12 protein-coding genes and 2 pseudogenes are annotated in these 15,309 nt (G+C 64.9%); 3 read left to right on the top strand and 11 right to left on the bottom strand.

Annotated features, from left to right (window positions below):
• Nucleotides 1-395 precede the first annotated feature (395 nt).
• Nucleotides 396-1,628 carry an amidohydrolase family protein gene (locus tag ACIBW7_RS34535; protein ID WP_397053770.1) on the bottom strand — a complete coding sequence of 411 codons (1,233 nt, stop codon included), beginning with the start codon at nucleotides 1,626-1,628 and terminating at the stop codon, nucleotides 396-398.
• Nucleotides 1,629-1,691: 63 nt separating this feature from the next.
• Nucleotides 1,692-2,084, bottom strand: a complete 393-nt coding sequence (locus ACIBW7_RS34540; RefSeq protein WP_397053772.1) for a pyridoxamine 5'-phosphate oxidase family protein — start codon at nucleotides 2,082-2,084, stop codon at nucleotides 1,692-1,694.
• Nucleotides 2,085-2,273: 189 nt separating this feature from the next.
• On the opposite strand from ACIBW7_RS34540, the gene ACIBW7_RS34545 reads away from it, so the two are divergent.
• Nucleotides 2,274-2,690: a Zn-ribbon domain-containing OB-fold protein gene (locus ACIBW7_RS34545; RefSeq protein WP_397053774.1), complete on the top strand. Its 417-nt coding sequence runs from the start codon at nucleotides 2,274-2,276 to the stop codon at nucleotides 2,688-2,690.
• Nucleotides 2,691-2,707: 17 nt separating this feature from the next.
• Entirely contained in the window at nucleotides 2,708-3,856 is a 1,149-nt protein-coding gene (locus ACIBW7_RS34550) for a thiolase family protein (RefSeq protein WP_397053776.1), read from the top strand.
• Between the two features lie 290 nt (nucleotides 3,857-4,146).
• Here ACIBW7_RS34550 and ACIBW7_RS34555 read toward each other — a convergent pair whose 3' ends face one another.
• The 7 genes and pseudogenes from ACIBW7_RS34555 to ACIBW7_RS34585 form a co-directional block, all read right to left on the bottom strand.
• Nucleotides 4,147-4,767, bottom strand: coding sequence for a cysteine hydrolase (locus tag ACIBW7_RS34555; RefSeq protein WP_397053778.1), 621 nt, complete (start codon nucleotides 4,765-4,767; stop codon nucleotides 4,147-4,149).
• Nucleotides 4,764-5,765, bottom strand: coding sequence for an aromatic ring-hydroxylating dioxygenase subunit alpha (locus ACIBW7_RS34560; protein WP_397053780.1), 1,002 nt, complete (start codon nucleotides 5,763-5,765; stop codon nucleotides 4,764-4,766). The genes ACIBW7_RS34555 and ACIBW7_RS34560 overlap by 4 nt, the downstream gene beginning before the upstream one ends.
• Before the next feature lie 190 nt (nucleotides 5,766-5,955).
• On the bottom strand, nucleotides 5,956-7,152 hold the full coding sequence (locus ACIBW7_RS34565; protein ID WP_397053782.1) for an acyl-CoA dehydrogenase family protein: 1,197 nt from the start codon (nucleotides 7,150-7,152) through the stop codon (nucleotides 5,956-5,958).
• A 13-nt stretch (nucleotides 7,153-7,165) separates the two neighbouring features.
• Nucleotides 7,166-8,212 carry an acyl-CoA dehydrogenase family protein gene (locus ACIBW7_RS34570; protein ID WP_397053784.1) on the bottom strand — a complete coding sequence of 349 codons (1,047 nt, stop codon included), beginning with the start codon at nucleotides 8,210-8,212 and terminating at the stop codon, nucleotides 7,166-7,168.
• Nucleotides 8,213-8,243: 31 nt separating this feature from the next.
• Nucleotides 8,244-9,083 (bottom strand): amidohydrolase family protein, encoded by an 840-nt coding sequence (locus tag ACIBW7_RS34575; protein ID WP_397053941.1) that lies wholly within the window; start codon nucleotides 9,081-9,083, stop codon nucleotides 8,244-8,246.
• A gap of 36 nt (nucleotides 9,084-9,119) precedes the next feature.
• Nucleotides 9,120-10,706 (bottom strand): annotated as a pseudogene (locus tag ACIBW7_RS34580) (AMP-binding protein); the annotation flags it as partial.
• A 13-nt stretch (nucleotides 10,707-10,719) separates the two neighbouring features.
• Nucleotides 10,720-11,922 carry an amidohydrolase family protein gene (locus tag ACIBW7_RS34585; RefSeq protein ID WP_397053786.1) on the bottom strand — a complete coding sequence of 401 codons (1,203 nt, stop codon included), beginning with the start codon at nucleotides 11,920-11,922 and terminating at the stop codon, nucleotides 10,720-10,722.
• Between the two features lie 312 nt (nucleotides 11,923-12,234).
• Here ACIBW7_RS34585 and ACIBW7_RS34590 point away from each other — a divergent pair.
• Nucleotides 12,235-12,420 (top strand): annotated as a pseudogene (locus tag ACIBW7_RS34590) (SDR family oxidoreductase); the annotation flags it as partial.
• Between the two features lie 78 nt (nucleotides 12,421-12,498).
• Here the strand turns inward: ACIBW7_RS34590 and ACIBW7_RS34595 are convergent.
• Both ACIBW7_RS34595 and ACIBW7_RS34600 read right to left on the bottom strand, forming a co-directional pair.
• Nucleotides 12,499-13,995, bottom strand: a complete 1,497-nt coding sequence (locus ACIBW7_RS34595; RefSeq protein WP_397053788.1) for an acyl-CoA carboxylase subunit beta — start codon at nucleotides 13,993-13,995, stop codon at nucleotides 12,499-12,501.
• A gap of 53 nt (nucleotides 13,996-14,048) precedes the next feature.
• Nucleotides 14,049-15,284 (bottom strand): cytochrome P450, encoded by a 1,236-nt coding sequence (locus ACIBW7_RS34600; RefSeq protein ID WP_397053943.1) that lies wholly within the window; start codon nucleotides 15,282-15,284, stop codon nucleotides 14,049-14,051.
• Nucleotides 15,285-15,309: the final 25 nt, after the last annotated feature.

Consider the following 15,309-nt stretch of genomic DNA (forward strand, 5'->3'; position numbering starts at 1 on the left):
CTTCCAGCACGACAGGGCCCGACTGCCGCGGGGGGTGACTCGCGCGCGTCGCTCGGCGGTCAACAACCGCGACAAATAGCCGACCAGTTCCCGTGGGACGTCGAGCACGGCACGATAGGTGATCACGCGGAGTCCTTCAGGTGGACGAAGGCTGTGGTAAGAACTCATCTACCCGGGGCTCCACGCCCATCCCCGGTGTATTCCAGAAAATCCCCAATGACCGAATCAATCAGCAGCACAACAGACTTGCTGAATCACCAAAGCTAAGTCTTCGTCGCAGAGTCTGTACTCCGTTGCCCGCGGCCCAACGCGTCACGGTAGGCGACCGGCCGCACCGACGTGCCGGCGCGGCCGAACATTCCCGGCGGGGAACTCCGCCGACCAACCCACCGTGCTCACCGGCTGCTCTCCAACACCGGCGGATGCTGCGCGGCCGGATCGGGATTCGTGATGGGCAACCCCATGAATCGGCGCGCGTTGTCGCCCATGAAGTCCCAGGTGCGACGCTTGTCCATTCCCTCGGCGTACTTCCAGTAGCCCTTCGGCTCCGGGAGTCCCTCGGGGTGCGGGTAATCCGAGCCGAACATCACCCGGTCCCAGCCGACCGTCGCGACGACATCAGCGACCGATCCCTCCCAGAACGGGCTGATCCAGATATTGCGCCGGAAGACTTCCAGCGGGTCTTCGGGGAAGTTCTGCGGCATCTTCTCGGTCAGGTCTGCCAGGTCGTGAAAGAGCGGATAAATCCACGAACTGCCGTTCTCCACACTGGCGATGCGCAGCTCGGGGAATCGGGTGAGCGTGCCATGGCAGATCAGGCTACCGATCATGTCGGAGATCTCCCGATGCCCGAGCGCCAGCCACCGGAATGCACTCATGGCCATGAAGTTCTCGGTGGCCGGCGGTTCCCACTTGTTGATGTATTCGTCGAGCGGCGGCTGGCTGGCATGCAGCACGATCGGCAGGCCCGCGTTCTCCACGTCGCGCCAGAACGGATCGAACTCCGGCAGTGCGGGCGAGCGCCATCCGCGGTGGTTCTTCACCGGTGCAGGCTTGATCAGCACCGCCTTCGCCCCGTTCTCGAGCAGATATTCGAGTTCCCGCTGTGCGCCGTCGACTTCAGCGCAGTTGATGATCGGCGTGCTGAAGATCCGGTCCCGGTAGGCGAAGGTCCAGTGTTCCAGCATCCACTGGTTGAGCGCGTGGATGATGGCCAGCGTCAGCTCGGGATCATCGGCCGCGGAGTGCTCGACGAGGCTCGCCAGTGTCGGATAGTTGAGCGTTTCGCGGACGCCCTGGCGGTCGAGTTCGATGATCCGGTCTTCCGGATTGCGGGTAGCGGCGGGCGCTTCGATTGCAGGGCCCTGCATTTCCCGGAGGGTGAGGCCCTCGATGTTCGCACCGGCGAAGAACTTCTCGTGCGCGCCCGGCGCAGCGACCCGATCGAAGGTCGGGTTCGGGATGAAATCCGTGATCCGGCCGTTGATGGCGATCCGGGTGTGGCGTCCGATCTGGACGTACTGGACGGCCCGCCGGTACTGCTCGGGCAGGTATCGAGTGAGCGCTTCGGCGGTCTCGTACATGTGCGAGTCGGCATCGAAGATCGGGGCGTCTATCGGCTGCGTCATGTCTTGTCTCCTTCACGGCGCCTGGCCGAGCCGCCCGAACGGCGTAAATGCCAGGCACACAGTCTATTTGGCGGTGAACCTGGTTGCATCGAGAAGCAGGACGACCCGATCGTCCACGTCGGCGGGCAGGCCGTTCTCGGTTTCGCCGTACAACTCGTTCAACGTCGAATAGAACGAGCCGCGCTCATCGCCTTCCACGGTGACCAGCCATCCTTGCGCCTCCAAGACCCGGGAAGGGGCGTCCGGATCGGTGATGAGGAAGGAATAGTTGGGGTTCGCCTGCAGGCTTGTGAATTTCCGCCGCGGAATCGTATGGCTCATGCGTAGATGTGCGCCATCCCAGGTGAACCGCATCGGTGTCTGATCCGGGGACCCGTGTGGGGTCACGGTTGCGAGCACGCCGACGATCGGGCGCAGCAGGAGGTCCTCGAATCCGGCAGGCACTTTCGACGTCATGATTCCACCACCCGCTCGCCACTACTATCGAAATAGATACAGTAATGCTCTCCAGAAGAGGTTGCAAGCACCCTGTCCGGAAGCGGTCGCAAATGCCGTCGTCGACGACCCGACCCGCCCGGCCAATGGTTGTGGCGCCACTTCCGGTATGGCTTACTGTAGAAACATCTACAAGCTAGAGGAACGAATATGCGGAGAATGATTGCCCCGGAGATCTCCAACTGGCCGGACGAAGACTTCCGGCTCGTCGGCGGATCATGTGGCGAGTGCGGTGCGACCGTCTTCCCGATCCAGGACCTGTGCCCGCGGTGCAGCCGGCAGTCGATCGAACCGATCACGCTGCCACGCAGCGGAACCCTGGTGGCCTGGACCACCCAGGGGTTCCTCCCAGGGGCGCCCTATCTCGGGGACGAGACGCCGAAGACCTTCGTTCCCTTCGGGGTCGGTCTGGTCCAGCTCGACGACGTCATCCGGATCGAAGGCCGGCTTACCGAAAACGACCCGGACAAGCTGGCATTCGGAATGGAAGTAGCACTGACGACCGTGCCGCTGGGCACCGACCCCGAAGGCAACGAGGTGCTCACCTTCGCCTTCCAACCAGCCTGAGGGACAGGATGTTTCACATGACCAACGATGTAGCGATCATCGGCGTGGGTATGCATCCATTCGGCCGCTTCGAAGGCAAGACGGCGATGCAGATGGGGACCGACGCCATTCGCACCGCACTCGCCGACGCCGGATTGGAATGGCGAGACATTCAGTTCGCCGTCGGTGGCAGTTGGGAGGTCGCCAATCCCGATGCGATCGTGAGCCTGATGGGACTGACCGGTATCCCCTTCACCAATGTCTTCAACGCCTGCGCTACCTCGGCCAGCGCCACCGAAGCCTGCGCCGACGGAATCCGGCTCGGCAAGTACGACATCGGAATCGCGATCGGCATGGACAAGCATCCACGTGGCGCGTTCACCGTCGACCCCACTCTGGTCGGTATGCCCAAGTGGTATGGCGAGAACGGACAATACCTGACCACACAGTTCTTCGGGATGAAGGCCAACCGCTACCTGCACGACCACGGGATCTCCGTGCAGACCCTGGCCAAGGTCGCCGCCAAGAACTACCGCAACGGCATTTTGAATCCGAACGCTTTCCGCCGCAAGGCAGTCTCCGAGGCGGATATCCTCGCCGCGCCGATGCTCAACTACCCACTGACCCACTACATGTTCTGCGCGCCGGACGAAGGCGCCGCCGCCGTGATCATGTGCCGAGCCGACATCGCCCACCGCTACACCAGCAAGCCGATATACGTGCGCGCTGTCGAGGTGCGGACGCGTAAATACGGTGCGTACGAGGTCAATACGACATATGCGCCGGTGCAGGAAGACGCGTCCCCCTCGGTCTACGCATCCCGCGCGGCATTCGAGTCCGCGGGTATCGCACCGAAGGACATCGACGTCCTCCAACTCCAGGACACCGATGCCGGAGCCGAGGTCATCCATATGGCCGAGGCCGGATTCTGCGCCGACGGCGACCAGGAGAAGCTGATCGCCGACGGCGTCACCGAGATCTCCGGTTCGATGCCGGTGAACACCGACGGCGGACTCATCGCGAACGGCGAACCGATCGGCGCTTCGGGAATGCGCCAGCTCCACGAACTCGTCCTGCAACTGCGCGGGACCGCCGGCGACCGTCAGGTGTCCGGTGATCCCAAGTCCGGCTTCGCGCTTCTCTACGGCGCTCCTGGCACCGCCGGGGCAACAATCGTCACCACCTGATCTCTGCACCGAAAGCCACCGGCGCAGAAACTGGCGACGATCGGCCTGCTAGTGCCGCATCCAGATAGCTTGTGAGGTATCGAGATCCGTCGAGCGCAGTCATATGACGGTGCCGCGGGCGTGTGGTGCAGCGTTTCGACTGCGCTCGGCAAGCGAGCCGGATCTGATAGCGCGGCAACCTATCTGGACGGGGCACTAGCCGCGGCGGGCATCGGTCAGCGGGTGCGACACGAGTGAGATCGGTTCCAGCCGTCGGCCGAATCGGGATCAACCTCGGCCGCGCGGCATCCCTATCGCCCCCAGGCTTGCAGTAGGTCCTCGGTCGTGGTCACGGTGGCCAATAGGGACAGCGTGTTCTCGATGACGGCGGCTCCGTACTCGCGCGGCACCCCCGCTACCGCATCGCGTGGCAGCACAACGCGATAGGCGGCATTGACCGCGTCCATGACCAGGTTGGGGATGGCCACATTGAGCGACACCCCGACCGCGACAATGGTCGAGACACCGAGATTGCGCAACACCGCGTCCAGATCCGTGCCGCCCATTGGGCCGAGGCCGTGTCCACGTGTGAGAACCAGGTCGCTCGGTTCCGGCCCGAGTTCCGGCAGCAGCGTGGCTGCGGCACTGCCAGGAGTCACCGCGACACTGCGGCGGCCGATAGCAAAGAGTTTGGCATTGTGATTGGAACCTCGGCCGTCGGCCCGCCGCGATACCAGGCAGTGCACCACCCGAACTCCAACCGCCCGCGCCGCGGGTAGCAACGTGCCGATATTGGGCAGTGCCTCGCGGCGCGCCTCATCGGCCAGAGCGGGCAGACCTGCATCGGGACCGACGACCGCACCCTGACACTCCTGGGTGACGATGGCCGTATGGTCGGGCGCGACCAGATCCGCCAGCGCGGGCCGACTCACGCGGTGCCGACCGGCGGAACATCGTAGAACTGGGTTGCCCACTTGCGAAGCGACAGATACGGTTTCGCGTCCCTGGGTGAAAGCGGCGGGCGTTCGACGTACTTCTGATGACGCCAGATGCTCAGGTCTTCCCACACGGTGACGAGGAACTGCCTCTCGACGCGCTCGCGAACCGCCGGCGGCGGAACATCGGAATCGTCGCCCGGATTGCGCGGCCACCAGATCGAATAGAACAGATCCGAGCATTCGTCGTCGACGGGCGTCGTGGCGAAGATGAGCCGATGCTTGGATGATCCGTCGAACGCGCTGATGGAGCCGCCGAGACCGAACATCTGCGCGTGGATCTTCAGGGCCATCTTGTCCGGATCGTCGCTGCGCGTGTCGGGCCATCCGGTGAGGAAGTTCCAAGTGTGGTCGACGACGCTGTAGTCGAGCATTCGCGGGGTGACGGTGGCGCCGTGCACATACTCGAAATGCAGACTGTCCGGGCCGTTCTCCAGCACCACTTGCGGATGCACCGGCTCGCGTTCGGTCTTGCGGGAGAATTCCGGATACGGACGGTAGAAGTTTTCCGGGTCGGTCCCGAGTTCCGGGAACAGCCGCAGAATATCGGGCATTTCCCACTGCGGTGCCTTGCCGTCGGGCTGATGCCACATGAACACGCAGCCGTTCTGCTCGTTGACCGGATACACCCGCAGCCGCAGACCGCGGTTCGTCCGGTCCGCGCCGGGAATGCGGCGATTGGTGCCGTCCGGGCCCCATCGCCAGCCGTGGAACGGGCATTCGACGCAGTCGCCGACCACTTTGCCGCCGTAGCCGATATGCGCACCCAGATGCCGGCAGTGCCCGGTCAAGATATGCAGTTCCCCGGACTCGTCACGGTAGGCGACCAGATCCTCGCCGAAGTACCGGAGCGGTCGCACCTCACCTTGCGGAAATTCGGCCGACCACCCCACCATGAACCACCCGGTGACCTTCCAGGTGAAGGGAACCTTCACGTGGCACCTCCAGTCTCGAGATCCGATACTGACATATTTACAGTAATATTTATGGCACCGGTCTGGCGACCCTGATGGAAGGACGGCGGCGACGCGAAAGACAGCGCCCGGATCTCGGCGAGGGCCGCCGAAACCCGATCGGCTCGCCGCCCGACGATCGTGTCGTGCCGGCATCGCCGCACACTGCTTTTCAGCCCGTCTTCGGCTTGGCCGGCGCGGCATAGTTGGGACGTCCGAGGCCGAGCACGTGCTGCGCGATCAGGTTGCGGAAGACCTCGAGGGTGCCGCCGTAGATTCCGCACAGCGGCGCCCAGCGATAGATGTATTCGGCGCCGCCTTCGTCGATGGCGCCGTCGGTGTCGATCGGCAAGGCCGAGGCGGAGCCGAGGATGTCCATCAGATCGGGGGCGATATCACGCATCGCCTGTGCGATCGCGACCCGGCCGAACATATTCGGCGCCGACAGCGCGGCCTCCATCCGGGCGATGCTGCGGCCGAGCCGATACCCCACCGACCTGTCGTCGAGCAACCGACGGCCGTCCGGACCGCGTCGTGCGGTTATCGCCGCCACCTTGTCCGCCGACGCCGCCATCACCAGGCCCTGATGCACCAGGACCGACACATCCTGCAGGCCGTCCGCGGCAACGTCGACCACCCCGTGCTCCACGCTGAGCGGCTCCATGAGCACGCGCCAGCCCTCGTTCACCTCGCCGAGCCGATACTTGTCATCGATCCGGACGTCGCTGTAGTAGACGATGTTGGTGCGGTCACCGTCCACCGTCCGGATGCCCTGGATCTCGATGCCCGGGGTGTCCAACGGGACCAGGAACATGGTGAGGCTCTTGTGTTTTCGCGCCTCGGGATCGGTATTGGTGATCAGGAAGACGTACTGGCAGTTGTGCGCGCCGGTGGTGAACATCTTGGCGCCGTTGATGACCCACTTGTCCCCGTCACGGACCGCGCGGGTCTTGCACGCCGCGACATCGGAACCGCCCTCGGGCTCGGTGTAGCCCAGGCACAACCGGACCTCGCCGGTGAGTACACGCGGCAACACCTCCTCGCGCAGCTCGGGCGATCCGAACTGCTCGACGGATTGCGCCACGATGATGGTGGTGCCCCAGGTGACCCAGGGCACGTGCACACGCCGCTTCTCCAGATCCCAGATGCGCCGCTGCACGCGGGTCATCCCGCCGTCGGCGCCGGTATTCATCTCGGCCGTCAGCCATCCTTCGGCGCCCATGGCCAGGTGCACGCCCGCGTCGAAGTTGTCGCCGGTTTCGCGATCGCGGCGGCGCACCTCCTCGGTGACGTGGGTCTCGAGAAACTTGCGCACTCGGTCGTGGAAAGCCGCATCCTCGGCGGAGAGTTCAACGAGAGAAAAGTCCATCGGTAGCTCCGCCCTAGGCCCGCGCGAACAGTTCGGCCACTCGCACGGCGCTGGCGCCCGGATCGCCCGCCGCCAGCGGCCAGCCCCGGGCACGCACCAAATAGGCCGAGGCGGCCGACTCGGTCGTCACACCCAGTCCACCTTGGACGTGCACAGCCATGGTGGCCGCCTTGGCGGCCTCCTCGGCCATGTACACGAACGCCGCCGCCGCGAGTCCGGGCTGGACATCAGGTTCGTATTCGAGGAACCAGGCGGCGCGCCGGGCCAGGTTGCGCCCGCTCTGCACGACGATCGCGATATTTGCCAGCGGATGGGAGATGCCCTGCAGGGTCGAGATCGGAACACCCATCGTGTAGCGGGTTTTCGCGAAGTCGGCCGCGATGCGCATCGTCTCTTCGACGAGCCCGACCAGCGCGGCCGAGGTGAGCACCCGCCATTCATCGAGGGCGCGCTCATAGTGCGCGAGCGCCTCGGCACCACTGGCCAGCACGGTCCGTCGGTCGGCGGCCGCCGGGTCGACCCACGCCATGGGCAGACGGCCGATATTGTCGACCTTCCCCGGCCGGGTGGCGAAGGTCAGCGCGACGACATCGTCGCCGTCGCGGACGATGATCCGATCGGCGACCGCCCCAGCCGGAATGAGCCGGATCCCGGCTACGGCGTCGATACGCGGATCCAGCGCGACCATATGTCTGCCTTCGACCACATCGGCCACGCCGTCGGCATCGGGCCGCAATGCGTCCAGCCGCGCCAGCAAACGCGCCGCGCAGACATGATCGATCCACGGCGCCGGCGCGATGACGCGGCCGAGTTCCTCCGCGACGAGGGCGAGGTCGACCAGTGTCGCACCGTCACCGCCCACGGACTCGGGCAGCGCCATGGTGGTCGCGCCGGTACCGCACAGCTGCTCCCACAGATTCTTGTCGAAACCGGTCGGTTCGGCCGCACGTACGACCTCGAGCGGGCACCGGCTCTTGAAGAACTTCGCGTACACCGCTCGGAGTTCCGTCTGGTCTTCCGACAGGCTGTAATCCTGCCTGCGTAATTCGTAGCGGTCCATATTTCCCTTGCTCCTCGTTCCGGCGCGCGGCTCAGCCGGCGACCGCACGGTCACCGAAAAAGAATTCCTGTGCGTTGTTGTGGAGATAGTTGTCCAGCACGTCTTCGGGGAGGTCGAGCGCCAGCGCCTCCGGCACCACCCTGCTCATGCGAAGCACCGGCCAATCCGAGCCGAAGATCACCTTCTGCCTGCCCCGGGTCCGCATGAAATGCACCAAACTTTCCGGTAACCGCTTGGGCGACCAAGCCGAGGTCATGAGCCGAAGATTTTCGTATTTCATGAGCAGCCGAATCGCGATATCCCACCACGGGTCGGCGCCGTGGATCATGCACAGCCGAAGCTCCGGGAATCGGAAGCACACCCGATCCAGGTAGATGGGATTCTGCACCTCACCCGGAATCGGCGGTCCCGGTATTCCGGTATTCATGCACAATGGCAGACCCAGCTCGGCACATTTGTAGTACAGCGGATAGTAGACCGCATCGGTGGGCGGGTACCGGCCGTCGCCCCAGAAACTGGGCCCCGCCGTCGTGTAGACCACCGGCAGATCTTTCACCAGCGCATCGAGTTCACGCAGAGATGAAATCGGATGCAGGAGATCGACCCCGTTGATGGCCAGACCGAATCGGTCCGGCCGCGCTTCAGTGAATTTCAACGCGGTCTTCGACGGTTTCGCCATCGAATACATCAGGACCGCCTTTTCGACACCCTGCTCGTCCATCTCGTCGAGCAATTCGGCGAGATCGACCGGCGCGTACAACGACGCCGGTCCCCTGAAATAGTCGTCCCGGACCTTCAGCATCCAGTCCGGTTGGTCTCGCTCACCGAAATGCACGTTCACCAGGCAGTCGATTACTTTGCGCACAGTCATGCCCCAATTTCCTCCGCGATCGCCCGGCACCACCCGTTTCGCGGCCCAGCGATAATCTGGCTTACCGTTTCCCAGGCGTCGGATCTCCGCTACGAAAATGAATTCCTTGGGCACCTTGAAGCCGGCCAGCTCGAGTTTGCACACCTGCCGCAGTGCCACATCGGTGATGTCCGCCCCCGCCCGCGGGCACACCAGAGCGACGACCTCCTGACCCCAGCGCGGACTCGGCCGCCCTACCACCAATGCGTCGAATATCCCCGGATGCGCCCGCAGCACCTCCTCGATCTCTTCGACGAAGACCTTCTCACCGCCGGTATTGACGACCAGGGAATCGCGGCCGAGCAGTCGGAGAGTGCCGTCGACATCGACACTCGCCCGATCGCCGGGGATGGCCATGCGCTGCCCATCGATCTCCGGAAATGTCCGTTCGGTGGCCGCGCGGTCCTCGAAATAGCCGAGGGGAACCCGGCCGATTCTGGCCGCCCACCCGATCTCGGTGTCACCGGGCGCGAGAAAACGAGTGCGGTCCGCCGACACCGCGGTCGCGCCAGGACCCGGATCGAACGTCTCGACCTCGGCGCCGTGCCGACTACGTCCGAAGGCCATACCGCCGGTCTCCGACGCGCCATAGCCCTCGACGAGCATGACGTGCGGCAGCAACTCGAGCAGTTGCCGTTTGTGCAGCGGGTTGGTCGCCGCTCCCCCGGTCCCGAGCACGAGCAACGACGACAGATCGTAACGGCGCGTGTGCATTTCGCGCACCAGCGGTCCGGCGTAGGCGTCACCGACGATCGTCATCAGCGCCGCGTTTTCGCGCTGTGCGGTTTCCAGCGCGATGCGTGGATCGAAGGGATTGTGATCGTCGTACAACACGACCGTCTGCCCGGCCAGCAGTCCCGCGAGCGCGGTCATGATGCCCGCGGCGTGCGAGAGCGGCGACACCGCGAACCAGACCTGCCCGGTCATCCGCGCGAGATCGTGCAGCGCCACCGCGGAGTCGTGATCGGCGCCGTTCATGGATGACACATACAGATCGCTCTGCCGCCACAGCACACCTTTGGGCCGTCCGGTCGTGCCGCCGGTGCACAACATGACCAGATCGTCCGGTGTCGTCGCGATGACCTGTTCGGCGTCACCGAGACGCACCGCGTCCGCGAACGCCACCGTGCCCGCCGGCTCGGTGGCATCGCTACCGTCGTCGACCGAGATCAGCAGTTCCACGTCGCCCGGCGCGGTCTCGGCTACCACCGGACCGAACGACCGGCGGTAGACGATGCCGCGCGGCCGGACATATGCCAGCAGTTCCCGGATCTCGCGCGCGGTGTAGTGGTAGTTGATATTCACCGGGACGGCGCGTGCCTGCACACACCCGATCAGCGTGTCGAGATACAGGTCGTTGCGCATGAGCAGGGCGATGCGATCCTGACCGCACTCCCACCGATCGAGCCGATGCCGCGGGGTGTGCTCACCGAAACCGCGGGCCGCGACGAAGTTCGCGAACCGCCGGATCCGCAGCGCCGACTCGCCGAAGGTGCTGCGCCGGTCGCCGCAGACGGTCATCGTCCGGTCCGGCACCGCCGCCGCGACAGCGTCGAAGACGGCCCCGATATTCCATTCGGTCAACGCGGCCTCGATCTCACGCGTTGGCTGCGACGGGCAGCCCCAGGAATTCGACAGCGTTGTCGCGCATGATCTTTCGCACGTCGGTCGCGGCGAAGCCGGTCAACTCGTCGGTGAAGGCCACCGGCTCGGCCAGCCCTTCGCCGTGCGGCCAGTCCGAACCGAACAGGATGCGCTCGGCGCCGATCTTTTCCGCGAGCAACCGCAGATCGTCCTCGTAGTACGGGGCCAGCCACACATGCTCGCGCAGGGTGTCGACCGGATCGTTCGGGAATGCGCGCGGCGACTGGTTGGCCAGTTTCTTCATCCGCTTGGCCAGCCGGTGCACGAAGTCCGAGCCGTTCTCGATACTCGCTACCCGCAGCTTCGGATGCCGATCGAAGACACCGTGGATGATCAGCGAGGCCATGGTGTCGTGGATGGCACGGTCGTCGACGAGGATCTTGTCCAGCGCATCCCCTGGCCCGAAGGGTTCGAATGTGTCCTTACCGCCCCACATGGCGGCGATCTTCAGATATCCGCTGTCGCCGAGGTGGAATGCGACCGGCACGTTCGCCTCCGCCAGTCGGGCCCACACCGGATCGTGCGATCGGTCACCGAGCGAGCGCGGCTTGCCGACACCGGGCACCGGAGCGGGCCGGATATGGACGACGCGGGCGCCACGAGTCAGCACGAAATCGACCTCGGCGACCGCGGCCGCCGGATCGGCCAGCGAGATCATCGGGGCCGACAGGATCCGGTGGTCCGGCCGATCGAAACCCCAGTCCTCGTCCAGCCACAGGTTGAAGGCGTGCAGGGACGCCGCCGTCGCCTCGACATCGTCCCTGAGGGCCTCTTCCACACCGCAGCCGAAGGTCGGGAACATGAAGATCGTTTCGATGCCCTGCTTGTCGAGCACGGTCACGCGGGCATCCCGATCCTGGTATTCGGGCCGCATTTCCAGGCTCTCGACCTGCATCAGCGTCGCCGGATCCACGCCCTCGGGGACCTGACCGCGGAAGATCAGATCCAGGCAGCCCGGCACGATGATCGGGTCGAAGGTCGGATTGGGAATGAACCGGCTCACCCGGTTGCCGATGATCGCCGTGTGGTACTTGCCGTCCCGGACGATCTGCACACCCCGCCGCCGGAACTTCTTGTCCAGGTGCCGAGTAAACGCGTCCAGTGGCTCGTAGTAGTGGTTGTCGACGTCGATCGCCTTGTAGTCGAGCGCAGTCATCAGCGTCCTTTCAATTCGCCGGATGGTCGTTTCGACCTGTCCGGTGGCCGGCCCGAGCACCGGCTTCGACGACAGCGGTGCCCGCGGCCTTGCCGCGCCGTCCGAGCTGGCCGAATAGGGCGACGTGACAGTCCGTTCCGGGTGCCACCTCCTGCTACCGAACGACCTGCCGCAGGTCGAATAGATATGTCTACTGTATACCTATCGGTAGAGCATTGCACAAGGGTTCCACCGAAGGCCGACGACCAGATGCAGGCACCAGAGGGCAAGCGCCCGGGTACCGGATTCCGTTCCGGCGCCCGGACGCTCCCGGTGCGCGAGTCAGTCGCAGCGGGCGGGGTAAAGCGACCGGGTACACCGGACGATATCGCCGCCGCAGCGGCCTTCCTGCTCGGCCCCGACGCGGCCTTCGTCACCGGCACCGATCTGCTGCTGGTGAACGGTGGCGTGGTGGCCGCCTTCCTCGGTATGGCGGCCACCGCGTCCGAAACACACTGACCCGCAACATAATTTCGGCGAGCACCTCACGCCGAGAGGCACCGGGTAAATGTCCGGCACCTCCCCCGCAAGACTCGGTCAGGGCACGATGACGGTGCGAGAAACCGGCTCGGCCGCGGCCTGCCGGGCGTAGATGCCCCGCTGCAGTGACAGCAGCAGCGCGTTGCGTGTCTCCTCGGGACGGATGAGTTCATCGAAGCCCATATGCTCGGCCGAGTGGTACGACGCCTGCAGTTCCATGGCACGTAGCGACGCGGCGACGTCGTCCTCGGCATGGGAGGCACTACTCAGGGCCGCGGCGCTCATGGCACCCATGGTCGCCCCTGGGTAGGCGAAGGTCGCCACCTGGCTGTCGAACCCGATCAGGGACATCACCATGGATCCGAAACCGTACGCCTTGCGCAACGTCAGGTGCAGTTTCAGCGTCGTCGCCGCCGTCTGCGCGACGAACATCCGTGCGCCACTGCGCAATACGCCGTCCTGCTCGGATTCGCTGCCCGGCAGCATGCCGGGATTGTCGGCGAGGAACACGATCGGCAGATGGAACGAGTCCACGACCGTGATGAAGTGGGCGGCCTTGTCGGCGGCGGCGGCGTCGATCGACCCGGCCAACACCTGTGGCTGGTTGGCCACGACCGCGACCGGGTGACCACCGAGGTGCGCCAGCGCGCAAATGATCGCCTCGCCGAATTCGGGCTGCACCTCGAACCAGTCGGGATGATCCAGGACCACATCGAGGACCGCACGCATATCGTAGGTGCGCCGGTTGTCGCGGGAGATGACGTCGAGCAACTCCGGCGTCGGTCGCGGTCCGGCCGATTCGCCGGGAACCGAGGCCGGTGGATAAGACCAAGCGCTGGACGGGAAATACGACAGGTAGCGGCGAATCGCGTCGAGCACATCCTCGTCGGTTTCGGCGAGATTGTGGATCAACCCGCTCGGCAGCGCGACATCCGGCCCGCCGAGATCCTCCTTCGAAATGTCCTCCCCCGTAGATACTTTCACAACAGGCGGCCCGGCGGTGAAGATCGCGCCCTGACGGCTCATGATCGCGAAATCCGCCACCGGGGCAATCAGCGCACCGTGCCCGGCCGAGGGGCCGAGCACCCCGGTGACCATCGGCACGCGGCCGGAGCACCGAGCCTGGGCCAGCAAATCGGTTGGCGTGCGCCCGTAATGGTCGCCGGTGGGCCGAAATCCCGCACCCTCCAACAGCATTATCAGCGGCACCTTATTGCGCAGCGCGAGTTCGGCCAGCCGGTAGCGTTTGGAATTGCTGCCCGGCGCGATGCTGCCCGCCAGAGTTGTGAAGTCCTCCGCCCCCACCATCACCGGCGCGCCATCGATGAGTCCGGAACCGGTCACGATCGCGTCGGCGGCGACCTCACCACCGACCAGGGTGCCGAATTCGTGGAAGCTGCCGGGATCGAGCAGCCGCTCGATGCGCGCCCTGGCATCGAGCTTGCCCTTGCCGCGATGTTCGGCGACCCGTTCGGGCCCGCCCATCGCCTGTGCGCGCGCACGGCGGCGCCCGAGGTCATCGAGGGTTTCGTTCCAGGTCTGGGCATTCGTCATCGCTATGTCCTAATCCACATTGATCGTTCGTCGATTCGAGTCCGGCGTTCCGGTCACATCAGGGAGTAGCGAATCGGCAGGTGTTTGAGCCCGCCCACGAATGTGGTCGCACTGAGTTCGGGCACACCGTTCAGCTCGATCGAGGTCAATCGCGGCAGCAGTTCGGTGAGGAATTTGTTGACCTCCATCCGGGCCAGTCCGGCGCCGAGACAGAAGTGCACGCCGAATCCGAACGCGACGTGTTTGTTGGGCTCCCGCTCGATATCGAAGCGGAACGGTTCGCCGAACGCATCCTCGTCACGGTTCGCGGACACGTAGGACAGCAATACCGATTCCCCCGCGGCGATGGGGACATCGTGGACCGTGGTGTCCTCGGCTGCGGTGCGCATGAACGCCTTGACCGGCGTGACCCAACGGATGATCTCCTCGGTCGCCTGCGGCATCAGATCCAGATCGGTACGCAACCGTTCGCGCTGATCGGGATGCTCGATCAGCGCGCGCACGCCACCGGAAATGCAGCTGCTGGTGGTGTCGTGCCCAGCCGTGGCGATGATGGCGTAGTACGACATGGTGTCCACGTCCGAGAGTGGTTCGCCGTCGATCCGCGCATTGGCGATCGTGGAGCCGAGGTCTCCGGTGGGATCAGCCCGCCACAACTCGGTCAGATGCTTGAAGTACTCGAACATCTCGATCAGCGAGTTCATCTTCTCGTCCGACGGTGCGCTGCGCTGCAATTCGGCGTCATCGCTGCCGACCAATTCCTGCGTGAGCTCGAGCATCCGGGGAAAATCGGCCTCCGGAACGCCGAGCAGCGACATGATCACATACAGCGGGAAATTCACCGCGACCTCCTGCACGAAGTCGCATTCCCCACCGGCATCGCGCATCGTGTCGACGTAGCGTTTCGCCAGCTGTTCGATCCGATCACCCAGTGCCTTCATGGCTTTCGGGCTGAACCAATCCGCGGCGATCGCGCGCACGACCCGATGCTGCGGTTCATCCATGTGGATCAGCGTGCGAATTCCGGCCGCCGCCTGCATTTCATCCGATTCGGCGGTCATCAGCACCGGTCGAGGCCAGTTCGTGAACAGCCGGTTGGCCCGCTCGATCACCATGATGTCGGCATGTTTGGTGATCGCCCAGAACGGCTTGTACGCGGGCACGTCGACCAGGGATACCGGAGCCTTCGCCCGCAGCGTGGTGAGTGCGCCGTGCAATCGCGCCTCGTCGGTATAGGCGGTCGGGTCCGCGAGGACATTGGCGGCTTCGTCGACGATCGGCATGCTCATCAGCGGCACTTCCATTCCATCCGTC

It is taken from the genome of Nocardia sp. NPDC049526, assembly GCF_044465765.1.
In the GTDB taxonomy this organism is placed as follows: domain Bacteria; phylum Actinomycetota; class Actinomycetes; order Mycobacteriales; family Mycobacteriaceae; genus Nocardia.